Raw genomic sequence first — 23,197 nt, 5'->3', positions numbered from 1 at the left:
CGCGGCGCAATCACTCCTGCGGAGTGCGCTGCAGCGCTCCGAGCGGGAGCAGGATGTTGGCAGCGCCCGCCGCGGCGCCTTCGGTTGCACCGCCGCCGACCACCAGCGGCGCGGTGCCGTCCCATTTCTCGACGATCTGCAGGCCGATCAGCGAAGGGTTCTCCGTCAGCGCGCTGCCGCGGATGCGGATGGATTCGGCTTCGGCCTTGGCGCGGATGATCACCGTCTGCGCCTCGATCTCCGCCTTCTGCTGCGTGTACTTGGCCTTGGCCGCCTCCTGCTCCTGAACCATCTTGGCTTCGATGGCGGCCTCGAGCTCGTCGGTGAGCTCGAGGTTCTGGATGACGAGGTCCTGGATCTCCAGCAGATCGCCGACCTTGCTGCGGGCGGAGGAGAGCGCCTTCTGCTTGATGCCCTCCCGGTTCTTGACGATCGATTCGGCACTGCTGAGCGCCGTGACTTCCTTCAGCGCTTCCTGCACCCGGGGCGCAACGAGCGTTTCGAAAGGCTCGCCCGAGTACTCCTGAAAGATGCGCACGACCGACTGCTCCGGGATGCGCACGAGCACCTTGACCATGGCGTTGACCTGCTGCAGGTCCGACGAATAGCACTCGGCGACCAGGTCGCGCGTCTGCTGGCGGATGCTCATCGCGTAGATCTGCGTGAGGAAGGGAGTCTTGAATCCGAAGCCCTCGCCACGAAAGTCCGGCGAGACACGTCCCAGCCGTACCTCCACGCCGCGATGACCCGGCGGTACCTGGTAAGTGGCCGAGTAGGCGACAAAGGCAAGGAGAAGCGCGGCGAGGCCGAGCGCCGGCAGGTAACGCAGAATCGGGGGATTGGTAGCCGGCCCGAGCAGCCCGGGCGGCGGAAAGGGTTTGTTGGGATCGAAAGCCATGGACGCGATTAGGCTGGCGGGGGCATGTGCGGTCAAACCGCGGCGCAAGGAAGTCGGGCTGCGCTGGCGACGGCCCCGCCCGGCGCCGTCAGCGACGGGCGATCCCAGGACAGTGCTCTTTGCGCCCGAGATATCTTCGCCATAGTCGGTCATGCCGATGCCGATACCATCGTCGAAAGCGTTGCCGGCCCTCTACGCGAAGAGGATGCGCGCACGATCGGTTGCAATGGTCGTCGTCAGCCTCGTCGCCGCCTCCTGCAGCTCCGGCGGCGCCGTCTCGCCGACGACCAGGCGCGGGCCTTCCGCCGCGACTGCCTCGGTTGCTGTCTTCGTTCCGTCGTACCTGGTCACGCAGGACGGGCTTGCCTACGACGCCGGTCTCATCCTCGGCGCTCGCATCGTACGGGCGCTGGAGCCCGGCGTCGCCGCGGTCGAGCTCGTCGAGGCACCGACCGAGGCGGCTGCCATGGATCGCGCGCGCCGCGCGGGCGCCGAGCTCCTTTGTGTCGCCAGCATCGAGGAGTGGAAGGATCGGGACTCGACGTGGGCGGCCAGGCTGCCCGACCGGCTGACGCTCGAGATCGCGCTTCGCGATGTCGCCACCGGCGACCTCCTGCGCTCGGCATCGTACAAGGCACAGGGGCGTCAGCAGTACCTCAGCGGCAATCCGCCGCTCGAAGAGATGCTTGGCGACAAGTTCGAGCGCCTGGTGCGGGGACTGCTGCGCTACTGAGCTGTTGTCGATCGAGCGGCTGCGCGAAATGCACCTGCCGTCGGCGTACGGGTTTCCGGCTGCCGCCCGCTCCTTTTATAACCGCCGTATGTCGGCTTCCGCGCATCGTCTTCCACCATGGGTGGTCAGCGCAACGCCCCACCTGGCGGCCTCGGACTCGCTGAAGCGGCAGCTGCGCCAGGGCCGCCTCGTAACGGTGTGTGAGGAAGCCCGCTGTCCCAACATCGGCGAGTGCTTCTCCAGCGGCACCGCAACGTTCATGCTGCTCGGCGATACCTGCACGCGCCGCTGCCAGTTCTGCTCGGTCGCCACGGGCCGGCCGCTGCCGCCCGATCCCGACGAGCCCTCGCGAGTGGCGGAGACCGCGGCGGCGCTGGGCCTGCGCTACATTGTCGTGACCACCGTTGCCCGCGACGATCTGGCCGATGAAGGAGCAGGGCAGTTCGCGGCCACCATCACCGCTCTGCACGAGCGCATCGCCGGCTCGCAGGTCGAGGTGCTGACGGCCGATTTCAACGGGCGCCGCGAGCTGATCGAGCAGGTTCTTGCGGCTCGGCCTGAGGTCTTCGGGCACAACATGGAGACGGTTCGCCGTCTGACGCCCGAAGTCCGCGGGCGCGCGAAGTACGAGCGCTCGCTCGAGGTGCTGCGCATCGCGGCGCAGGCGCCGCGGTCCGACGGCTGCGGCGTGGTCAAGACCGGCATCATGGTGGGCTTCGGCGAAACGCGCGCCGAGATCAGCGAAACGCTCCGCGACATCCGCGCCACCGGCTGCGAGCTGCTGACCATCGGCCAGTATCTACGGCCGACGCGGGAGCATCGACCGGTCTCGCGCTATCTTCCGCCGGAGGAGTTCGACGAGCTGGCGTGCGAAGCACGCGAGCTCGGCTTTTCCGAAGTGGCCTCGGGGCCGCTGGTGCGCTCCTCCTATCGTGCCGACCGGCTCTACGCAGCCTCCGCGGGACCGCAGCGATGAGCATCGGCTGCGCGCGCCTGGTCACCGCGTGCAGGGGCGCAGGACGATGAGCCGCGATTTCGCGCGCATCAAGCGCCTGCCGCCGTACGTCTTCAACGTCGTCGGCGAGCTGAAGATGGCGGCGCGGCGGCGCGGCGAGGACATCATCGACCTGTCGATGGGCAATCCCGACGGCGCCACGCCGCGCCACATCGTCGAGAAGGCGACCGAGGCGCTGACCAAGCCGGCCAATCATCGCTACTCGGTATCGCGCGGTCTCTACAAGCTGCGTCTGGCCGCGTGCGACTGGTACCGCCGGAAGTGGGGCATCGAGCTGGATGCCGACGCCGAGATGATCTGCACGATGGGCGCCAAGGAAGGCCTTGGCCATCTCGTGCTGACGCTCGTCGGTCCCGGCGATACCGTCGTCTGCCCGTCGCCCACATATCCGATCCATCAGTATTCGGTCGTGATCGCCGGCGCCGATCTGCGCCACGTGCCGCTGCTGCCGGGGCAGGACTTCTTCGACAGCCTGGTGGAGGCGGTGCGCGATGCGTGGCCGCGGCCCAAGCTGCTGATCCTGAGCTTCCCCGCAAATCCGACCACGGCCGTGGTGGACCTGTCGTTCTTCGAAAGGGTGGTCGAGTTCGCCCGCGACAATGACCTCATGGTCATCCACGACAACGCGTATGCCGAGCTGGTGTTCGACGGCTACCAGGCGCCGAGCCTGCTGCAGGTGCCGGGAGCCAAGGAGGTCGGCGTGGAGCTGTACACGCTCTCCAAGACCTACAACATGCCCGGGTGGCGCGTCGGCTTCGTAGCGGGCAACGCCGAAATGATCGCTGCGCTGGCGCGAGTGAAGTCGTACTACGACTACGGAATGTTCAACCCCGTGCAGATCGCGGCCATCGCCGCGCTCAACGGCCCGCAGGACTGCGTCGCGGAGATCGTGGCCACGTATCGCGAGCGACGCGATTCGCTGATCGCCGGGCTGGCGCGCGTCGGATGGGAGGTGCCGAGTCCCAAGGCGACGATGTTCGTGTGGGCGCGCATTCCGGACGAATTCGTGAAGATGGGCTCGCTCGAGTTCACCAAGCTCGTGCTGGCCGAAGCCAAGGTGGCGGTGTCACCCGGAATCGGCTTCGGCCCGTATGGCGACGAGTACGTCCGTTTCGCGCTGATCGAGAATCCCCATCGCATGCGGCAGGCGATTCGCGGGCTGCGGCGGCTGTTCGGCGGCGAGTAGGCGCGGCTACGGCGAGCAGGCGCGGCCGCGATCGCGCTCAAGGATGCAGCGATGCTGCACGCTCCTGCGCTGCCAGGACGCGCAAGTCGCGCTGCGAGATCTGCGAACGTCCCAGCTGCTTGCGCGCCTGTCGCAGGCGCTCGAGCAGCGCGCGATCGGTGACGAGCCGTCTTGCGTTGGCGGGCGCCAGCTCGGCGGCACCCATGGCCAGCGCAGGCCTTCCGTCTGCCGTGCGTGCGTGGATTCGCACCTCGACGCGGCACACGGGCTCGCTCCACAGCGAAGCCGGAACCGCCACCTGCACCAACGTCCAGCCTCGCGGCTCCATGCTCTGACGCGACATCGCCGTCGCCGCGAGCTGCGCCGGCAGGGCCCGGTCGAGGTCGGCGCAAGCAAAGCCCCGCAGCGTGACGTGGTCGAGCGTCGCGCCCGACCCGTCGCCGGCGATTTCCATCTGCACGAGCGCCGCTTCTTCGTCCGATGCCTTGACCGCGAACGGCTGCGTGCGCGTCCGCAACCAGGTCGTTCCGCTGCGGCTGGCCAGCCACCATGGATTGGCGAGGGTCACGGCCGCACGAGCGGAAACGTCTGCGTCGTCGGCTACGGCCTGAGCCTGCACGACCCACGTCGCCGTCGCACGCGGCTGCCACGGCATCGAGTAGTCGTGAACGAGAACGGGCTCGGTGGTCGTGGCCAGAGTGCCGTCGCCTGGCAGCCACCGATACGCCCTGGCCCGCACGCCCGAGGACGGGTGGACGTAGCGCAGGGCAACGCGGCCGTCGCCGACGTCGTCGACCTCGATGGACGGCTCGGAGACGTCGCAATCGGCAACCTTCACGCGCCGTCGCTCGATGTGGATGCCGTCGGCCCAGTCGCGAGCGACGATGCCGATGCGCCTGCGGCCGGCGCGCCCGAGACGAACCATTGCCGCCGTCCCGGCCGTGCCGGCGATGGAGACCTTCGCATCGCGAGCGTGCGGCAGGAGCCGCACGCGTACCTGCACGCTTTGTCCTCGGCACGGCTGCTGCGGATCGATCGACACCGACTCGATGAGCGGTTTGCGATCAACCTCGACCGCAGCGCGCGCCTGCGGCAGCGACGGCCGCGCGGCCAAGGACAGATGGGATGCACCGCGACCGACACCGTCACCGGCCGCAGGCGTCGTCATCGCTGCACACGCGGCAGCGGCAACGGCGATGCGCACGGCCGCTTTCACCACAGGATGTACTCGGTTTCGTTCCACGTCGTGCCCAGCACGTTCATCGGCTCGATGACACTGAACGGCGTCTGCACCGCGCCGTTGGGATTGACCACGTGGTCGCCGGCCTCGATGAAGCCGTTGCCCCATGGCGCTTCTCCCGAGCCGGTGACGTCGAACTCCTCGGGCAGCAGGTTGTCGGGCGAGACGGTGTTGGCCGAACCGACGCCCGATTCCCAGGTATCGGTGTTGTCGTCGCAGCCCAGGCCCGCAAAGCAGTTGGTGACCTGATTGGCGATCTTGTTGGCGCTTCCGGTGAGGAAGTTGCCGATCGCCTGCCAGAAGCCGAGCCCGGCCTTGATGTCGTCCTTGATCTGATCGTGGAGGATCTCGGCCACGTCGTTGCGGATGGACGCGCCGTAGAACGTCTCGGTCAGGACGAAGCCGACGTCGGTGTAGGCGTAGTGGACCAGCCCCGAGCACATCGTGCCTTTGAGGTCGTCGGTGTCGTAGTCGTTGGTGCCTGGCCCGGCGTAGGGCAGGACCATGCCATCGAGGCCGCTGTAGTCGCTGATCTTGTAGTAGCCCTCGGTGGCCAGTGCGACGTCGGCGGCGGCCTCGGCGCCGGCCTGGCTGATGATGTCCGGCGCGGTTTTCAGCAGCAGGCCGCTGTAACCCAGACGTTCGGTGGCCAGTGCCGAAGACACCGATTCGCTGGTGATGCCTGGCTGAGCGTTGCGCAGCACGGCCGGCTTCAGCTTGTTGTTGCTCTCGAGGTCGTCCTCGTCGATCTCGTCGTAGGAGGTGTTGTGCCGGATCTCGCTCGGCGAGGTGAAGATGACGGCGTGCCGGTGGTTCTGGCCGAGCGTGTTCATGATCAGCCGCACGATGTCCTCGCCGCCTCCGTCCGAGACCGGAACCAGACCGACGGCGCCCTTGGCGGCATTGGTTACCTGCGGGTCCGTCATCTCCCAGACGATGCAGCGGCAACGGCAGCCGCGCACGCCGATCGTCACGCCCGGCGGACGCGACTCCTCGTCGCGCAGCACCGCGCGCATGCTGACGAGCTGGCCGTCACGCGCCAGAGTCACCAGCTGTTGCTTGTCGGTCTGCGCCGGAACGTCGATCAGACTTCCGTCGGGCTGAAGCCTTCGCAGATCATCGCGCTTGTTGAAGCGCGCGAGCTTGGTGGTTTTCGATGCCAGGCCCGCCGCGACCAGCTTGATCTGGGAGAAGCAGCCCGCGCCGTCGACGACCTCGATCGTTCCGCCGAGCTCGTCTTCGCAACGGTCGACCCGCTCGCTGCCGCAGCGGACTTCGTCCCAGTCCAGGACGTAGACGTGGGGATTGAGGGAATTGTAGATCTCGCGCAGGTCTGCCGGATCCGGCATCACCAGATCTTCGCCGGGGTCGGGCGGGTCCTCCACGCCGGCGATCGCCGGGAACGGCTGAGCGAGAAGGAAAGCGAGTGCGAGAACGGCAATGTTGAGCATGCGCCAAGCCTAACGACGCAGCGCCACGGCTAGCAACGGAGTCGACGCGGATTTTTCCGTCGCGTCGCTCTGCCGGCGCCGCCTGGCGGACGCGCAACGGCGGTTGCTCGCCCGCAGCGGTCCTTGTACCTCGGGAAACGGCCGCCCGCCCGGCGGCCATCACCGCGAGACGAGGAGATCCATGGCCAAGAAAGAGATCGGGGTAGGCCTCATCGGCTTCGGGACCATCGGCACGGGCGTCGTGCGGGTGCTGCGCGACAACGCTGCCAGCATCAAGGCCCGTCTCGGCGTGCCGCTGCGCCTGGCCAGGATCGCCGACCTCGACATCAAGACCGATCGCGGCGTCAAGGTGCCCAGGGAGATGCTGACGACCAACGCCCGCGAGCTGATCCACGATCCGGCCGTCGACATCGTCGTCGAGCTGATCGGAGGGCTGGAGCCGGCGCGGACTTTCCAGCTCGAAGCGCTGCAGGCGCGCAAGGCGGTGGTGACGGCCAACAAGGCCGTGCTTTCCGCGCACGGCGTCGAGCTCGCCACCGCCTCGGAGCGGAACGGGGTGGGGCTGGGGTTCGAGGCCAGCGTCGGCGGCGGCATCCCCGTCATCCGGACGCTCAAGGAAGCGGTGGCCGGCGACCGCAACCTCGAGGTCTACGGCATCGTCAACGGCACCTGCAACTTCATCCTGACCGAGATGGCCGCGGGCGCCGGCGAGTTCGCGGACGTGCTCACGCGCGCGCAGAAGATGGGCCTTGCCGAGGCCGATCCCAGCTACGACGTCGATGGCCTGGACTCGCTGCACAAGCTCGTGATCCTGACGACGCTGGCGTTCGGCAAGCTCATCGATCCCAAGCAGGTGCACGTCGAAGGCATTCGCACCGTCTCCGGCATCGACATGGCCTACGCGCGCGACTTCGGCTACACGATCAAGCTACTGGCGGTGGCCCGGCAGACCGACGGCGGCATCGAGGCGCGCGTCCATCCGGCCATGGTGCCCAACTCGCACCTGCTCTCGAAGGTCTCCGGTCCCTTCAACGCGGTGTGCCTGCGCGGCAGCGCGCTCGGCACGTCCGTCTACTACGGCCGCGGCGCAGGAATGATGCCCACGGCTACGGCCGTGGTCGCCGATCTCATGGACACCGCGCGCGTGCTGGTGGCCGGCGGCTCGCCGCTGGTGCCGCCGTTCGGGCAGCCCACCGGCAACCTGCAGAAGGCCAAGGTCGTGCCGATGAGCAGGATCGAGCACGAGCACTACATCCGCTTCCAGCTCAGCGACAAGCCCGGCGCGCTGGCCAAGATCACCTCGATTCTGGCCAAGGTCGGCATCAGCATCGCCACCGTGGCGCAGCACGAGAAGCCGAGTCAGGGCGCGGTGCCGGTGGTCATGCGCACGCACCGGACGAAGGAAGCGGCGCTGGCAAAGGCGTTGGCCGCCATCGCCCGGCTGCGCGAGGTGCGGGCCAGGCCGGCGGTGATCCGGGTGGAGGAGAAGCTGGGCGAGGAGGGTTGAGCGCTCAGCGCGCGTCGTCGGCAAAATCGGACGGCATTCCGCCAGACGGCGAAGCGTCCGTCGGCTGCGACGCGTCGATGCCCATTCCCGCTGCACCGACCAGCAACGCCCGCAGCGTATCGGCAGCCTCGGTCATCTCGGCGATCTTCTGTTCCTGCCGCGCCTTGCGCTCGGGCTCCCAGCCGCCGAGGGCGACGCGTTTCGCCACGGATATCGTCTCCTGCAGTGCACGGACGGCCTGGAACAGCGCTTCCTCGACTGCTTCTGGCTGCGCGTGCGCCAGCGATTGCAGCGAGAAAGCGTGGCCGGTGTGACAGCGGAAGCGGTTTTCGCCGTCGACCTCGCACAGCGTGCCGTGGCAGGACGGGCATGCGAGCTCCGACGGTTTTCCGATTTCGTCCATCGCGCTCATGTCGCGCTCCAACATCGCAAACTGCGTTTCCAGCTTGATGCGGTTCGGCACCGGATAGCCATCCCGCGCGGGAGCCGGCTGGCGGGCCAGACGCGACAGCAGCTGCGGCATCCGCGCCAGCGGCACGCAATGATCCACCTCCGTGGCCGCGAGGGCATGGGCCGGCATCGATGGAAAGAGAGCATCCGCGGGATCCTGCACGACGGTCAAGCCGCCGCACGTCTTGATCGCAGAGAGGCCGGCCGAGCCGTCATCGAGATTGCCGGTCAGCACGACGCCGATCACCCTGGTGCCGAACTCCCAGGCCGCCGATCGGAACAGCACGTCCACCGCCGGTCGGTGAAGATTCTCCCTGGGGCCGCGAACGGTGCGGATGCGCCCGCCGTGCACGAGAAGGTGATGATCCGGAGGCGCCACGTAAACGGTTCCGCGTGCGATGTCGCCGCCGTCGCGCGCGGTCTCCACGGTCAGCTGCGTGTTCTTCTGCAGCAGCGAGGCCAGACGTGTGTCGCGATCGGGCGTCAGATGCTGGACCACGAAGATCGCCGCCGGCAGGTCCGCCGGCAGCTCTTCCATCAGCCGGGTGAGCGTGCGGTAGCCGCCAGCCGAGGATCCGATGACGATGATGTCGTGGCCGGCCATGACGCATCAGACGAGTCGTGCAGACGGCGCTCGGGCGCAGATGAGAGCGATGATGCGGCTCGTCTCAGGGAACACGCTAACAGTCGGGCGGGGCGGTGGAAGGCGGCGAGCTCGCTTTTTGGCCACGCGAGCGAACGATTGTGCGGATGTGGGGGACCGCTCAGCGGCGCTGCGTGTCCGGCACCTTGTGCGGATACGGACAATCCGCGAACAGCGGGCATTCGCTGCACTTGGGCTTTCGCGCCACGCATATGCGGCGGCCGTGGAAGATCATTGCATGAGAGAACCGGGTCCAGTCCTTCTTCGGGACCAGAGACATCAGATCGGTTTCGATCTTGACCGGGTCGCTGTTGGCCGTCAGCTCGAGCCTTTGCGAGACGCGCGAGACGTGCGTGTCGACGACGATGCCGGGAACGTCATAGGCGTTGCCGAGCACGACGTTGGCGGTCTTGCGGCCGACGCCCGGCAGCTCGACAAGCTCTTCCATCGTCCGCGGCACGCGGCCGCCATGGGTCTCGTGCAGGGCTCCTGCCAGGCCCAGAAGAGAACGAGTCTTGGCCTTGTAGAAACCGGTGGACTGGATGAGCTTCTCGAGCTCGGCAGGCCGCGCAGCCGCCATCGCCTTCGGGCTCGGATACTTTCGGAACAGCTCGGGCGTGACCTTGTTGACGCGCTCATCGGTACATTGTGCCGACAGCACGGTGGCGCAGATCAGCTCGAAGGGATTGCCGAAGTCGAGGGCGCACCTGGCATCGGGGTGCGCGGCGAAGAGCTTGCGCACGATGCGGCGCGCTCGTGCCTTGCGTTCCGGCGGAGCTTCCCTGGCCACGCCGGCTTCCGTAGCAGCCGTGCCCGGCGGCCGCCAGGGTTGCGGCAAAGAGACGGCAGCGTGTGCATAGCCACCGACCTTGGCTCAACGCGCGCTCACGGACAGGTGCGCGTGCGGCCAGCTCTCGCCGAGTCGCGGAGGATCCGCGGGCCGCGAGCGGCCGCTGCCGCTTGCGGCACGCGCAGACTCCCTGCAGCCGCAGGATTGGAGACACGACCGGTAGCCAGTACAACGGGGCTGCCTATGGCACCGCCCGGCCCAGCATCGCCGGCGGCGGGTCAAGGACCATGAGATGAGCTGGCCAGGCCTGATCGAGTACTACCGCGACCGCCTGCCCGTGGGCGACCTTGCGCCGGTCACGCTGCACGAGGGCAACACGCCGCTCATCGAGGTCCCGCGCCTTGCCGAGCACCTGGGCCTGAAGGCGCAGGTATTCGTCAAGTACGAAGGCCTGAACCCGACCTGCTCCTTCAAGGACCGAGGCATGACCATGGCCATCACGATGGCTGTGGCCGAGGGCGCCACCGCCGTCATCTGCGCCTCCACGGGCAACACGTCGGCTTCGGCGGCCGCCTACTCGGCGCGCGCCGGCCTGGACTGCTTCGTCATCATCCCCGACGGCAACATCGCTCTCGGAAAGCTCAGCCAGGCTGTCATGCATGGCGCCAAAGTGCTTGCCGTCCAAGGCAATTTCGATGACGCGTATCGCATCGTCTCGGGCGTGGCCGAGCGCCGGCGCGTGACGGTGGTGAACTCCATCAACCCGTTTCGCCTCGAGGGGCAGAAAACGGCGGCATTCGAGATCTGCGAGGCGCTCGGACGCGCGCCCGACTACCATGTCCTGCCCGTAGGGAATGCCGGCAACATCACCGCGTATTGGATGGGTTACACCGAATACTTCGACTCGGGCGTGACCAATGGGAAGCCGAAAATGATGGGCTTTCAGGCAGCCGGCGCCGCGCCCATCGTCCGTGGCCATCCGGTGGGAGCGCCGGAGACGGTCGCCACCGCGATCCGTATCGGCAATCCCGTCTCCTGGAAGAAAGCCGAGGCGGCGCGCGACGAGTCCGGAGGCGTCATCGACATGGTTACCGATGCCGAGATCATGGAGGCGTACCGGCTCCTGGCGGCCAGCGAAGGCGTGTTCGCCGAGCCTGCCTCGGCCGCGTCCATCGCGGGGCTGCGAAAGCTCGCCGACAGGGGCGCCATCGCCGCCGGCGCCATCGTGGTCTGCACCCTTACCGGCCACGGCCTGAAAGATCCTGACAGCGCCATTCGATCCTGCCCCGAGCCCGTGCGTGTCCCGGCCGACCTGGACACAGTGCTGGACGTCATGGGACTGTAGGGAGCAGCCCTCGATGGAAAGAAACCTCGCTCTCGAGCTCGTCCGTGTCACCGAGGCCGCCGCCCTGGCGGCCGCGCGCGAAAACGGCCGCGGCGATGAGATGGCGCCCGAGCGCGCGGCGGCGCAGGCCATCTCGCATGCCTTCACGGCAGTGGGCGCATTCCAAGGCGAGATCGTGCTCGGCGATGCGGTGCATGGTGTGGGCGACGCGCTGATCACCGGCACGCGTCTGGGCTCCTCCGGCGTCGAGGTCGAAGTCGCCGTGGACGCGCTCGAAGGCGCGACGAGCTGCGCGCTCGGCGGGCCCAACGCGATGTGCATCATGGCGCTGGCCGACGTCGGCTCCTTCCTGCGCTGCCCGCAAGGCTCCTACATGGACAAGATCGCGGTGGGCCCCGACGGCGTCGGCGTGGTCGACCTGGATCTGTCGCCGGCCGAGAACCTCCGGCGCCTGGCCGAAGTGCGAAAGTGCTATGTCGAGGATCTGACGGTGGTGATCCTCGATCGGCCGCGACACGACGCGCTCATCGAGCAGGTTCGCGAAGCGGGCGCGCGCGTGCGGCTGATTCCGCACGGCGACGTCGCCGCCGCGATGGCAACCGGCAAGGAAGATTCGGGCGTGGATCTGCTTCTCGGCACCGGCGGCGCGACCCAGGGCATCGTCTCGGCCGTCGCCATCAAGTGCCTGGGCGGGTTCATGCAGTGCCGCTTCGTGCCGCGCGGCAACACCGACCGCGACGAGCTCTACCGGCTCGGCATCAAGGATGCCTCCGTCAAGCTCGACATCGAGGACATGGCCAGGGGCAACGTCATGCTGGCCGCCACCGGCGTCACCGACGGTGCGTTTCTGAAGGGCGTCAAGTTCACCAAGGGCGGCGCAATCAGCAACTCCGTGGTGATGCGCTCGCAGAGCGGAACGGTGCGCTACCTGGAGACGCACCACCGCTTCGAGTTCAAGCCGAGCTATTGAGACGGAACGCGAGGGTGTGATGAGCACGGCCAGCGCCGCACAGATCGAGTGGGGAGAGTGCTGGCTCGAGCCAGCGGCGCTGCCGGCGCCGCTGGAAGCGGAGATCAAGGCCGCTACCGGAGGAATGCTGCTGGCGTGGGGGCCGCGGCTCGGACGCGTGCCGTGGGTGGTGCGCACGTTCGCCGGCTCGGTCGATGGCAGGCTGGCCCACATGCCGCTTCGGCTCTGGGATCTCATCCATTTCGCCGTCAGCCAGGACAACTCGTGCCGCTATTGCTACGGCGCCACGCGCACGGTCCTTCGCGTACTCGGATACAAAGACGACATGATCGACCGCATCGAGCGCGATGCTCATCTGGCCGATCTGACGGCGGCCGAGGTGGCGGCGCTGCGTTTCGCCCGTAAGCTCTCCAACGCCAATCCCAGGCCCGCTGCCGCCGACATGCAGGCATTGCTCGATGCGGGGCTGACGCGCGCCGCCATTTCCGAGATCGCCGCCTGTTCGGCCTTCTCCAGCTACTCGAACCGGCTCTCGACCATGTTCGCGCTGCCGCCCGAGTCCATGGAGCACATGCTGGACAATCCGCTGATGCGCCTTGCGCGGCCGCTGCTGGCGCGCAAGTTCAGGCTCAAGCGCCACGCGCCTTTCGCGCTGCCGGTGCGCAACGACCCGCCTTTCGTCCGCCTGGTGCGCGCGCTGGACGGCTGCTACGCCGCCCACCTGCTTCGCTCCGCGATCGATGAATCGCTGGCATCGCCGGTGTTGCCGCGGCGGAGCAAGCTGCTGATGGTTGCCGTCATCGGTCGCGCGCTCTCGTGCGACTACGTCGAAGAGGAAGCCCGCCGCGAGCTGCAGGCGGAGGGGCTCGGATCGGGCGAGGTCACGCAGATCCTGACCAACCTGGCCTCGCCGCGTCTGGATGCCAGGGAGGCGCTGCTGGTTCCCTACGCGCGCGAGACGGTGCGATACCGGCCCATCGAGATCCAGGCCCAGACGCGGAAGCTGGCGGCATCGCTGCCGGCCGAAGAGGTCATCGAAGCCGCGGGGATGGCAGCCACAGCCAATTCGGCCGCTCGTCTGAGCGTGCTGCTGCAGATGTGCTGACCCTCCTGGCGGCGATAGCATCGGCCGTCGCGGCAGCGTCGCTGTGGCAGCTTCGAAGAGTCGCCGGGCGCCTCGAGGATCTGGAGCTGCGCCTGCGGCGCTCGACGACCGAGCTGGAGACGCTCGAGAATGCCTTCACCCGCTTCGCTCCCCACGAGATCGTCGAGCGCATCATCGCCGACGGCATCGCCACCGAGGCCGAGACCAAGGACATCACCATCCTGTTCGCCGACCTCAAGGACTTCACGCCCATGGCCGAGGAGCTCGAGCCGTCGCAGTTGATGGTGGTGCTCAACGGCTATTTCGAAAGCATGGGGCAGGCCATTGCCGCCAACCGCGGCTACCTCTCCAAGTTCATCGGCGACGGGCTGCTGGCGCTGTTCGGAGCGCTCGAGCCCAACCCCTGGCACACCAACGACGCGCTTCACGCGGCGCTGGCGATGCGTGCGGCGCTGACGGCGTACAACGAGCGTCTTCGCGAACAGGGCCTGCCCACGCTGGCGATGGGCATGGGAATTCACCGCGGTCCGGTCGTGGCCGGCGTGCTCGGGACGTCCAGCGTCAAGGAGTACGGCGTGCTCGGCCGCAACGTCAACGTCGCCTCGCGCGTCGAGGATCTGACGCGCGTGCACGGCACCGACATCCTGGTCACCGAGGCGGTACGGATCCGCTGCGACCCGCGCTTCCAGCTGCGCGAGATGCCGCCGGCCGAGGCCAAGGGCATCGCCGAGCCCGTCGTCACCTATTGCCTGACAGGCTTCGATCCGGCCTGAGCGGAGCGACGGCGGAAGCCATCCATGGGTCGGAGCGTATCGGCGCGACCGGTCCCTGCACGTCGACCAACATCGTCGAGTCGCGTCCGCACTTCCTATGCCCCCGATTTTCCTAACGATACCGTCCCGGCTATAGTCCCGCGTCCTTTTCCAAGGGACACGAGGCATTCATGAGTAGCGGCAACGCAGCGCGAAAGTTCGATCCCAGGCCGATCCGCCCCAAGCACTCGACCATCTCCGGCATGGAGCTGAACGAGTGCTACGGCGCCTCCGATGTGCACGGCGAGATCGGCGAGCCCGGCAAGTACCCCTTCACGCGCGGCGTCTATCCGACGATGTATCGCACCAAGCCCTGGACGATGCGTCAGTTCGCGGGCTTCGGCAGCGCCGCCGACACCAACGAACGCTTCAAGTACCTGCTCGCCCACGGCGGCGGTGGCCTCTCCACCGCCTTCGATATGCCGACGCTGATGGGCTACGACGCCGATCATCCCCGCGCCGAAGGCGAAGTGGGACGCGAGGGCGTTGCCGTCTCCACGATCGAAGACATGGAGACGCTTTTTGCCGGCATCCGTCTGGACGAGGTTACCACCTCGATGACGGTCAACTGTTCGGCCTCCATTCTTCTGGCGATGTATCTGGTGGTGGCCGAGCGTCAGGGCTGCGACTGGAAGAAGCTCGGCGGGACCATCCAGAACGACATGTTCAAGGAGTTCATCGCGCAGAAGGAGTGGATCTGCCCGCCCGAGCCGGCGCTGCGCATCGTCACCGACATGATCGAGTTCTGCACGCGCGAGGTGCCGCGCTGGCATCCGGTGTCGGTCAGCGGCTACCACATCCGCGAAGCCGGCGCGACGGCGGTGCAGGAACTGGCCTTCACGCTGGCCGACGGCATCGGCTACGTGCAGGCAGCCGTGGAGCGCGGCCTCGATCCCGACGAGTTCGGCCCACGCATCAGCTTCTTCTTCAACGTCCACAACGACTTCCTCGAGGAGATCGCCAAAATCCGCGCCGCTCGCCGCCTGTGGGCCCGCATCATGCGCGAGCGCTTCGGCGCCAAGACCGATCGCGCCTGCCTGCTGCGCACGCACGCGCAGACCTCGGGCGTTTCGCTGACCGCGCAGCAGCCGCTCAACAACGTCGTGAGAGTCACGGTACAGGCGCTGGCCGCCGTGCTGGCCGGCGTGCAGTCGCTGCACACGAACTCGCTCGACGAGACTCTGGCGCTGCCTTCGCAGGAGGCGGTGACGGTGGCGCTGCGCACGCAGCAGATCCTCGCCGAGGAAAGCGGCGTGGTGAACACCGTCGACCCGCTCGGCGGCAGCTACGCCATCGAGGCGCTGACCGACCGCATGGAGCGCGAGGCGCAGGAGTACATCCGGCGCATCGACGAGATGGGCGGCATCGTCCGCGCCATCGAGATCGGCTATCCGCAGGCGGAGATCGCCGATGCCGCCTATGCCTTCCAACAGGCCACCGACCACGGCGAATACATCACCGTCGGCGTCAACGGCTACACGATGGAGGAGGCTCGGGCCCTGGAGATCCTCAAGATCGACCTGTCCGTCGAGCGCGACCAGCGCGCCAAGGTCGCCTCTTTCAAGGCCCGTCGCGATAAGGCCGAGGTTGCCCGGCGCATCCAGGCGGTACGCGACGCAGCGGCGGACGGAACGAACCTGATGCCCCCCATCGTCGATGCGGTGCGGGCGGGCGTGACGGTCGGGGAGATCTCGGACGTCTACCGCGAGGTCTTCGGCGTCTACCAGGACCCCGCCACCATCTGATCGCAGGGATTGGAAGAGGAAAAGGAGCAAAGGTGTCGGAAAACGTTCTCAGAATCCTGGTAGCCAAACCCGGCCTGGACGGTCATGATCGGGGCGCGAAGATCATCGCGCGGGCGCTGCGGGACGCGGGCTTCGAAGTCATCTACACGGGTCTGCATCAGACGCCGGAGATGATCGCCGAGACCGCCGTCCAGGAGGATGTCGACTGCGTTGGCCTGTCGATCCTGTCGGGCGCGCACATGACGCTGTTCCCGAAGATTCTCGAGCTCCTCAAGGCCAAGGGCGTAGGCGAGATTCCCGTCTTCGGCGGTGGCATCATCCCGGAAGAAGACATTGCGGAGCTGAAGTCGCTGGGGATCAAAGAGGTCTTCACCCCGGGCGCCAGCACCAAGGACATCGTGGACTGGATCAAGACCAACATTCAGGCGCGAGACTGAGCACCGCCGGGTGCGTAGGATGCTCGGAGGCGTCTTGCGCGCTTCGGAGCGAGCGCGGCATGCCAAGGAGGCAGCCGCAGCAAGGAGGATACGAGTTTGAGCAAGGCAGTCATCGTAAGTGCAACGCGAACGGCCATCGGCAGCTTCGGCGGAGCGTTTGTCGACAAACCCGCCCCGGAGCTGGGCGGGCTGGCCGTCGCGGAAGCCATTCGCCGGGCCGGCATCGACGCGTCCTCGGTCGATGAGGTCATCCTTGGCAACGTGCTGGCGGCGGGCCTGGGCCTGAACCCGGCGCGCGTGGCGGCCCTGAAGGCCGGCGTGCCCAAGGAGGTCCCGAGCTACGGCGTCAACAAGGCGTGCGGCTCGGGGCTGAAGGCAGTCGCTCTGGCTGCACAGGCGATCGCCTGCGGCGACGCCGAGTGCATCGTGGCCGGCGGCATGGAGAACATGAGCCAGGCGCCGTACCTGCTGTCCAAGGCGCGGTACGGCTACCGCATGGGCCACGACCAGATCGTCGATTCCATGATCTCCGACGGCCTGTCGTGTCCCATCACGTTCACGCACATGGGCATCACCGCCGAGAACGTGGCTGGCAAGTACGGCATCTCGCGCGAGGCGCAGGACGAGTTCGCCGCCGCCAGCCAGCGCAAGGCCGGCGAGGCGCAGGCCTCGGGCGCCTTCGACGAGGAGATCTTCGCCGTCGAGATTCCGCAGAAGAAGGGCGATCCCATCAAGGTCACCAAGGACGAGCACGTGCGCGCGAGCACGACCATCGACGTGCTGGCCAAGCTCAAGCCGGCCTTCAAGAAGGACGCGGGCACGGTCACGGCCGGCAATGCTTCGGGCATCAACGACGGCGCCGCGGCGCTGGTGGTGATGTCGGAAGCGCGCGCCAAGGCCGAACGCCTGACGCCTCTGGCGTACATTCGCGGCGCGGCCTCTGCCGGCGTCGACCCGGCCATCATGGGCATGGGCCCGTGGCCGTCCTCGGAGAAGGCGCTGGCCAGGACCGGCATCAAGAAGGAGGACATCGGCCTGTGGGAGCTCAACGAGGCTTTCGCGGCGCAGTCGCTGGGCGTGCTGGCCGAGCTCAAGATCGACCCGTCCCGGGTCAACGTGAATGGCGGCGCGGTCGCGCTCGGACATCCCATCGGCGCAAGCGGCGCGCGCGTGCTGGTGACGCTGCTGCACGCGATGAAGAAGCGCGACGTCAGCCTCGGCCTCGCCTCGCTGTGCATCGGCGGCGGCCAGGGCATCGCGCTCATCGTCGAGCGCGCCTGACCAGTGAGTGAGCCGGAGCAGGGTGCCGTCGGCGCGTTCTTCGACGTCGATGGCACCCTGCTTCGCGTTCACTCGGGCAGTCTCTACGTCGCCGATCTTCGCCGCCGCGGCCTGCTCTCGGCCACCGATCACTGGCGGTTCATCTATCTCGCCGTCACGTATCGACTCGGCCTTCTGAGCATGAAGCGGCTCGGTGACGTCGCCGGCCGCTGGCTGCGCGACCGTGACGAGCAGTCGGTGGTCGCACACTGCGGGCAGTGGTACCAGGAACAGGTCCGGCCGCACTTCAATCCCTGCGTTCTGCAGCATCTGCGCGAGCACGCTCAGCGCGGACACGTGGTGGCGCTGCTGACGGCGGGTACCCGCTACCTCAACGATTTCATCGCCGCCGAGCTCGGCATCGATCACGTCCTGGCCACCGAGCTCGAGGTCTGCGACGGCCGCTTCACCGGCCAGGCGGTGCTGCCGCTGTGCTACGGCAGGGGAAAGATCGAACGGGCCGAGCGCTTTGCCGCCGAGCACGGCATCGATCTGTCGCGCAGCTACTTCTACAGCGACTCGATCTCGGATCTGCCGATGCTCGAGCGCGTCGGCGAGCCGCGCGTGGTGTGCCCCGATCCGCGCCTGCGCCGCGAAGCGCGGCGCCGCGGCTGGCCGATCCTGGAGGACGCAGCGCCGTGAGGATCGTCTCGCTGGTGCCGAGCCTGACCGAGGCACTGATCGATCTGGGTCTTGCCGGTACGATCGTCGGCCGCACGCGCTACTGTGAGGAGCCGGCCGAGGTCGTGGCCGGCATCGAGGCGGTTGGCGGCACCAAGAACCCGGACGTCGCGCGCATCGTCGAGCTCCAGCCCGACCTCGTCATCGTCAACAAGGAGGAGAACCGGCTCGAGGATTGCCGGGCGCTGGAGGCGGCCGGGCTCGAGCTGCACGTGACGCACCCTTGCACCGTCGAGGAGGCGGCGACGATGCTCGAACGGCTGGGCGCCGCCTGCGGCGCCGAGCAGGCCGCCGCCGAGCTCGCGCGCAGGTGCCGCGACGCGATCGCGCGTTCGCGCGTCGCTGCTGCCGCGTCCGTGCGAACCTTCTGTCCGATCTGGCGCAAGCCGTACATGACGTTTCGCAACACCACCTACATCGGCGACATGCTGTCGCGCGCCGGCTGCGAGAACGTCTTCGGCGAGCGTGGCGGCGCCGATTTCTTCGAAGTGGGCCTGGAGGAGATTCTTGCGGCCGAGCCGGCGCTGGTCGTGCTGCCGGACGAGCCGTACGTGTTCGAGGCAAGACACGCCCACGAGCTCCAGGAGGCGGGCGTGCGCGCATCCTTCCTGCACATCGACGGCAAGGACCTGGCCTGGTATGGCCCGCGCATTCCCGGCGCGCTGGCGCGCCTTTCCGCGGCGGTTCGCGCCGCCGCCTCTGCATAGGAGGCCGACATGAAGGCAATCTGGAACGGCGAGGTGGTGGCGGAGTCCGACGATACGGTCGTGGTCGAAGGCAACCACTACTTTCCGGAGTCGTCGCTGCGGCGCGATCTGATCGTCGGCAGCGCAACGACCAGTGTGTGCTCGTGGAAGGGCACGGCCAGCTACTACACGCTGAAGGTCGCCGGCAGGGAGAACGCGGATGCCGTCTGGTACTACGCCGATCCGAAGCCGGCCGCGGCGCAGATCAAGGGGCGCGTGGCATTCTGGAAGGGCGTGCAGGTGGTCGAGTAGCGCACGTGGAGCCCGTTCGCAGGCGGCGATGGGCGCGGCGCCTGGCCGCGATGTTCATCGTGCTCGTTGCCGGCACACTTGCTGCGCCGCTGTTCCTGAGGCCGAATCCGCGCCTGCTTCCTGCAAGGACCCCGGCGGATGTGGGCCTGCCTTTCGAACAGGTGACTTTCTCGCCGCCCGATCTGCCGCTCGTCCTGCGCGCATGGCTGATGCCGTTGGCGGGCGCCAAGGCCAGTGTCGTGTTCGTGCACGGTGGCGGCGAGGACAACCGCTCGCTGCCGTTCGGAAACGGCCTCGAGCTGATGCGCGATCTCGTCGGCGCCGGCTATCAGGTGCTGGCACCGGACCTGCGCAATTTCGGCGAATCGGACGCCTCGCCCGATGGCCGAATCAGCTTCGGGCTGCATGAATCCGACGATGTCATCGGTGCTGTCGATTTTCTCGAGACGCGCGGCGGCTCTGCGCGGGTGGCGGTGATCGGATTTTCCATGGGGGGGTCCGCAGCCATCTACGCAGCGGCGCGAGATCCTCGTATCGCGGCCGTCGTCAGCGACAGCGCGTTCGCCGACAGCCGCGCCATCGTCAGCGGCTTCGTCCATGCGGTGATCGGCATTCCGCCCTGGCTGTCGAGCCCGCTGCTGTGGACCGCCGATGCCATTCACGGAATGAAGCTCGGAGCGGGCAGGGCGATCGATGTCGTAGCTCGGATCCCTCCGCGTCCCCTGCTGATCGTGCACGACCGGCGCGATTCGATCGTGCCGGTCGAGCATGCCCGGCGGCTGGCGGCGGCAGCGCCCGGCTCCGAGCTGTGGGTGACGGATGTGGGACAGAGCGAGCCGAGCCCGTTCGATACGCACATCAAGTCGTACATGTACGCGCCCGAGCCCTACGCCGCGCGCATCGTTGCGTTCCTCGATCGGGCGTTGGGGACGCGCTGACCTGCTCCTCTAGGAGCGACCGTTCTTTGGCATACCCACGAGCGAGCGAACGCGCTCGAGCGCCGCGCCGGCCTGGATCTTGACCATCTCGCCGGCGGCCCAGGCGGCGAAACCGAGCGTGCTGATCTGCGGCGGACGCGTTCCACGGACGCTGCCGTGCTCGGCCGACGGCTCGTACAGGTTGCCGTGTGCATCGTGCTCGGGCTGCTCGCTGAAGTGCCAGCGCCGGATCGCGTGCAGGATCAACTGCTCGGTGGTCTCGGGCAGCAGCCAGTGCAGCGCCAGACCGAAATTGGCGATCTCGGGCACCAGGCGCTCGCGGCGGGGTCGTTCGGCCAGATCGACGAGAGCGGCCGCCACGTCCTCGGGCGCCTGCACGGGCGGCATCGCATGCGCCTGCGCGCCCACCTTGTTGGCGCCCGACTGGAAATGCGGCGTGTCGATCGCGTAGGGAAGCAGCGTGCAGATGTGAATGTCGGGCTCGTCGGCGACCGTCGGCCGCAGCGCCTCCGACAGACCACGAAGCGCGAACTTGCTGATGACGTAGGAGGGGACCGCGGGCTGCCCGATCAGGCTCAGGATCGAGCCGACATTGATGAGCACGCCGCGGCGCTGCCTGCGAAAGACCGGCAGGACCGCACGCACGCCGTAGATCGCCCCGAACAGGTTGATCTCGATCACGCGCCGGTGCTCGTCGAACGGGCCCTCATCCAGCGCGGCGAAGTGCGTGACGCCGGCGTTGTTGACCCATACGTCGATGCTGCCGAAGCGGTCCAGCGCGGCCTGCGCCAGCCGCTGCACGTCCTGCTCCACCGAAACGTCGGTGACGACGGCGAGCGCGTCGCCGCCGGCCTCGCGGCACATCTGCGCCGTCTCTTCGAGGCTGTCGCCCCGGCGCGCCGCCAGAACCGTACGCCAACCCTTGGCCGCGAACTGCACCGCAGCCTCTCGCCCGAGGCCGCTCGATGCTCCGGTGATCACGACGACTTTTCCGGACATGCGTCCACTACGTCACGAAACGGACCGGCGGCAAAGAACGCAGGCCGTAGTGCGCGTCGAATTCGTGCGATTGGGACCGAAAGGGGGAACGTCGGCGCCGGCGGTTTCGCTCGCGGCCTCTTGTTGAGCGTCCTCGTACCCCGCAACACTGGAGCCGGCCTTTCCCTTCCTCAGCAGCGGACACGCGCCGCAAAGGAGTGCACCCCATGAAGCCAGCACGCGCGACCGCCATCGCCGTGGCACTGCTGTTGGCGCCGTTGGCTCAGGCGCAGGACGAAGAGAGCCGCAAGCCGGTCACGGACGAGGCAGCCAGCGCCAGCGAGCTTCCCAAACAGGGCCGGCAGCCGGCCAATCGCGTGCGCGCGGAGCTGGAGTCGGCGGGCATCGCGCTGCGCGGCGAGAGCAGCTTCGCGCCGGTGTCCAACGAGGAAGACTTCGATGCGCTGGTCAAGAAGATGAGCGACGCCAAGGCCGCCGTCATGCAGCGCCAGCAGCAGCTGTTGCAGACGCGTTATGACCTGTCGGACAAGCCGGTGGCGGGCGTGACGATGACGCGCGGCAAGCCGATCCAGGGCGGCGTGCGCGTCAAGCTTCCGGCCGGCGCGACCTGGGAGCAGCTGGCGGGAATGACGCCGGAGGAGATTCGGCAGAAGGGAGTGTTTCCTGCCGGTTTCCTGCCCCTGCCGCACCCGAATCATCCCGAAGGCGGGATGACCTTCCCCAAGCATCACATCGACGAGATCAAGAAGCAGGAAGGTCGCGATCTGACTCGGTTCGACCTCGACTTCGACCTGCCCACGCATTTCCTGCCGGAGTTCCCGCCGGCGATCTTCCTGACGACGCGACCGGACCTCGGCGACGTCTCCAACGGCGAGCTGGTCACGAACAAGAACTTCTATCGCCTGTTCAGCGGCATCCTGACGCCCAAGCAGCTCGATGGCCTGCGTCTGCTGACGACGCCTTTTCCGCAGCAGCAGTTCAACTCGACCAGCGACCGTCGCTCGCTGCAGCCGCACCTGGGCGTGGCCTGCTTCGACTGCCACACCAACGGCCATACCAATGCGACCACGCATCTGGTCGGCGACATCCGGCCGCAGCACTTCCGCCACCGCATCGACACGCCTTCGCTGCGCGGCGTGAACGTGCAGCGTCTGTTCGGTTCGCAGCGGGCGCTGAAGACCGTGGAGGACTTCACCGAATTCGAGCAGCGCGCGGCCTATTTCGACGGCGATCCGGTCATCGCCACCAAGAAGGGCATGAACGTGCTGGAGCGCGGCAGCTCGGTCCACAACATGGGCGAATTCCAGGAGCTGCTCGATTTCCCGCCCGCGCCCAAGCTGAACGTGTTCGGAAAGCTCGACGAGAGCCAGGCCACGGAGGAAGAGATTCGCGGCCAGGCCGTCTTCTTCGGCAAGGGCATGTGCTCGACCTGTCACATCCCGCCGTACTACACCGACAACCTGATGCACAATCTGCAGGTGGAGCGGTTCTACAAGGTGCAGATGATCAACGGGCGGGTGGCGGCAGCCGACGGGCCTATCAAGACGTTCCCGCTGCGCGGCATCAAGGAATCGCCGCCGTACTTCCACGACGACCGCCTGCTGACGCTCGAAGACACCGTTGAGTTCTTCAACCTCGTCCTCGGCGTCAACCTGACGGCGGAAGAGAAGTCGGACCTCGTCGCCTTCCTCCGCGTGCTGTGAGGAATGAGGTCGGTCTTGCATCTGAGCATTCCGCTGCGCGCCACGGCACGTGAACCGAACCTGTGCGCTGTCGGTGCACGAGCAGGCGCGTTCCTGCACCGGTCGTCCACAGGTCGGCGCCCGCAAATCGCTTGCAGGAACACCGGCCTCGGGACTTGTCCACCTTCGCGCACGCGAAGATGCGCAAGCCACGCTCCGGCCGCCGGCGGGCATGCCCGCCCTGTCATTTCC

Annotated in this window: 22 protein-coding genes; 16 read left to right on the top strand and 6 right to left on the bottom strand. The window is 67.6% G+C overall.

Annotated elements, in window-relative coordinates:
* Nucleotides 1-10 precede the first annotated feature (10 nt).
* Nucleotides 11-898 (bottom strand): prohibitin family protein, encoded by an 888-nt coding sequence (locus VEC57_20340; protein ID HYC01492.1) that lies wholly within the window; start codon nucleotides 896-898, stop codon nucleotides 11-13.
* Nucleotides 899-1,103: 205 nt separating this feature from the next.
* On the opposite strand from VEC57_20340, the gene VEC57_20335 reads away from it, so the two are divergent.
* The 3 genes from VEC57_20335 to alaC all read left to right on the top strand — a co-directional run bounded on the left by VEC57_20335 (nucleotide 1,104) and on the right by alaC (nucleotide 3,832).
* Nucleotides 1,104-1,631 carry a DUF4823 domain-containing protein gene (locus VEC57_20335; GenBank protein HYC01491.1) on the top strand — a complete coding sequence of 176 codons (528 nt, stop codon included), beginning with the start codon at nucleotides 1,104-1,106 and terminating at the stop codon, nucleotides 1,629-1,631.
* An 88-nt stretch (nucleotides 1,632-1,719) separates the two neighbouring features.
* Entirely contained in the window at nucleotides 1,720-2,607 is an 888-nt protein-coding gene (gene lipA, locus VEC57_20330) for a lipoyl synthase (protein ID HYC01490.1), read from the top strand.
* 46 nt (nucleotides 2,608-2,653) lie between these two features.
* Nucleotides 2,654-3,832: an alanine transaminase gene (gene alaC, locus VEC57_20325; protein ID HYC01489.1), complete on the top strand. Its 1,179-nt coding sequence runs from the start codon at nucleotides 2,654-2,656 to the stop codon at nucleotides 3,830-3,832.
* Between the two features lie 37 nt (nucleotides 3,833-3,869).
* Here the strand turns inward: alaC and VEC57_20320 are convergent, their stop codons facing one another.
* Together VEC57_20320 and VEC57_20315 are read right to left on the bottom strand one after the other, a co-directional pair.
* On the bottom strand, nucleotides 3,870-5,048 hold the full coding sequence (locus VEC57_20320) for a hypothetical protein (GenBank protein HYC01488.1): 1,179 nt from the start codon (nucleotides 5,046-5,048) through the stop codon (nucleotides 3,870-3,872).
* Complete coding sequence (locus tag VEC57_20315) at nucleotides 5,045-6,523, bottom strand: hypothetical protein (GenBank protein ID HYC01487.1); 1,479 nt, start codon at nucleotides 6,521-6,523, stop codon at nucleotides 5,045-5,047. Before VEC57_20315 ends, VEC57_20320 begins: the two co-directional genes overlap by 4 nt.
* Nucleotides 6,524-6,704: 181 nt before the next feature.
* Between VEC57_20315 and VEC57_20310 the strand changes: the two genes are divergently transcribed.
* Complete coding sequence (locus VEC57_20310; GenBank protein HYC01486.1) at nucleotides 6,705-8,030, top strand: homoserine dehydrogenase; 1,326 nt, start codon at nucleotides 6,705-6,707, stop codon at nucleotides 8,028-8,030.
* Between the two features lie 4 nt (nucleotides 8,031-8,034).
* Here the strand turns inward: VEC57_20310 and VEC57_20305 are convergent, their stop codons facing one another.
* Together VEC57_20305 and nth are read right to left on the bottom strand one after the other, a co-directional pair.
* The gene (locus tag VEC57_20305; GenBank protein HYC01485.1) at nucleotides 8,035-9,084 is read right to left on the bottom strand and encodes a chemotaxis protein CheB; all 1,050 of its coding nucleotides are present in this window, start codon (nucleotides 9,082-9,084) and stop codon (nucleotides 8,035-8,037) included.
* Nucleotides 9,085-9,244: 160 nt separating this feature from the next.
* Nucleotides 9,245-9,913: an endonuclease III gene (gene nth / locus VEC57_20300; GenBank protein HYC01484.1), complete on the bottom strand. Its 669-nt coding sequence runs from the start codon at nucleotides 9,911-9,913 to the stop codon at nucleotides 9,245-9,247.
* A gap of 292 nt (nucleotides 9,914-10,205) precedes the next feature.
* On the opposite strand from nth, the gene thrC reads away from it, so the two are divergent.
* From thrC to VEC57_20245, 11 genes are all read left to right on the top strand, one after another.
* Nucleotides 10,206-11,258, top strand: a complete 1,053-nt coding sequence (gene thrC, locus VEC57_20295) for a threonine synthase (GenBank protein HYC01483.1) — start codon at nucleotides 10,206-10,208, stop codon at nucleotides 11,256-11,258.
* 13 nt (nucleotides 11,259-11,271) lie between these two features.
* On the top strand, nucleotides 11,272-12,228 hold the full coding sequence (gene glpX, locus VEC57_20290; protein ID HYC01482.1) for a class II fructose-bisphosphatase: 957 nt from the start codon (nucleotides 11,272-11,274) through the stop codon (nucleotides 12,226-12,228).
* Nucleotides 12,229-12,247: 19 nt separating this feature from the next.
* Nucleotides 12,248-13,333, top strand: coding sequence for a hypothetical protein (locus VEC57_20285; protein HYC01481.1), 1,086 nt, complete (start codon nucleotides 12,248-12,250; stop codon nucleotides 13,331-13,333).
* Nucleotides 13,327-14,106 (top strand): adenylate/guanylate cyclase domain-containing protein, encoded by a 780-nt coding sequence (locus VEC57_20280; protein HYC01480.1) that lies wholly within the window; start codon nucleotides 13,327-13,329, stop codon nucleotides 14,104-14,106. Before VEC57_20285 ends, VEC57_20280 begins: the two co-directional genes overlap by 7 nt.
* Nucleotides 14,107-14,276: 170 nt before the next feature.
* Nucleotides 14,277-15,890, top strand: coding sequence for a methylmalonyl-CoA mutase family protein (locus VEC57_20275; protein HYC01479.1), 1,614 nt, complete (start codon nucleotides 14,277-14,279; stop codon nucleotides 15,888-15,890).
* A gap of 32 nt (nucleotides 15,891-15,922) precedes the next feature.
* On the top strand, nucleotides 15,923-16,327 hold the full coding sequence (locus tag VEC57_20270; protein ID HYC01478.1) for a cobalamin B12-binding domain-containing protein: 405 nt from the start codon (nucleotides 15,923-15,925) through the stop codon (nucleotides 16,325-16,327).
* Nucleotides 16,328-16,423: 96 nt separating this feature from the next.
* Entirely contained in the window at nucleotides 16,424-17,608 is a 1,185-nt protein-coding gene (locus VEC57_20265) for an acetyl-CoA C-acetyltransferase (GenBank protein HYC01477.1), read from the top strand.
* A gap of 3 nt (nucleotides 17,609-17,611) precedes the next feature.
* Nucleotides 17,612-18,289 carry an HAD family hydrolase gene (locus VEC57_20260; protein HYC01476.1) on the top strand — a complete coding sequence of 226 codons (678 nt, stop codon included), beginning with the start codon at nucleotides 17,612-17,614 and terminating at the stop codon, nucleotides 18,287-18,289.
* Nucleotides 18,286-19,035, top strand: a complete 750-nt coding sequence (locus VEC57_20255; GenBank protein ID HYC01475.1) for a helical backbone metal receptor — start codon at nucleotides 18,286-18,288, stop codon at nucleotides 19,033-19,035. The genes VEC57_20260 and VEC57_20255 overlap by 4 nt, the downstream gene beginning before the upstream one ends.
* 9 nt (nucleotides 19,036-19,044) lie before the next feature.
* Nucleotides 19,045-19,326 carry a DUF427 domain-containing protein gene (locus VEC57_20250; protein HYC01474.1) on the top strand — a complete coding sequence of 94 codons (282 nt, stop codon included), beginning with the start codon at nucleotides 19,045-19,047 and terminating at the stop codon, nucleotides 19,324-19,326.
* A 5-nt stretch (nucleotides 19,327-19,331) separates the two neighbouring features.
* Complete coding sequence (locus tag VEC57_20245; GenBank protein ID HYC01473.1) at nucleotides 19,332-20,264, top strand: alpha/beta fold hydrolase; 933 nt, start codon at nucleotides 19,332-19,334, stop codon at nucleotides 20,262-20,264.
* A gap of 9 nt (nucleotides 20,265-20,273) precedes the next feature.
* On the opposite strand, the gene VEC57_20240 is transcribed toward VEC57_20245, so the two are convergent.
* Nucleotides 20,274-21,263, bottom strand: a complete 990-nt coding sequence (locus tag VEC57_20240; protein ID HYC01472.1) for an SDR family NAD(P)-dependent oxidoreductase — start codon at nucleotides 21,261-21,263, stop codon at nucleotides 20,274-20,276.
* Nucleotides 21,264-21,469: 206 nt separating this feature from the next.
* On the opposite strand from VEC57_20240, the gene VEC57_20235 reads away from it, so the two are divergent.
* Nucleotides 21,470-22,966 carry a hypothetical protein gene (locus VEC57_20235; protein ID HYC01471.1) on the top strand — a complete coding sequence of 499 codons (1,497 nt, stop codon included), beginning with the start codon at nucleotides 21,470-21,472 and terminating at the stop codon, nucleotides 22,964-22,966.
* Nucleotides 22,967-23,197 lie beyond the last annotated feature (231 nt).

The organism is Candidatus Limnocylindrales bacterium (assembly GCA_035626395.1).
In the GTDB taxonomy this organism is placed as follows: domain Bacteria; phylum Desulfobacterota; class Binatia; order UBA1149; family CAITLU01; genus DASPNH01.
Note: the sequence above shows the minus strand (reverse complement) of the source record. Positions and strands in the feature narration are given on the sequence as shown.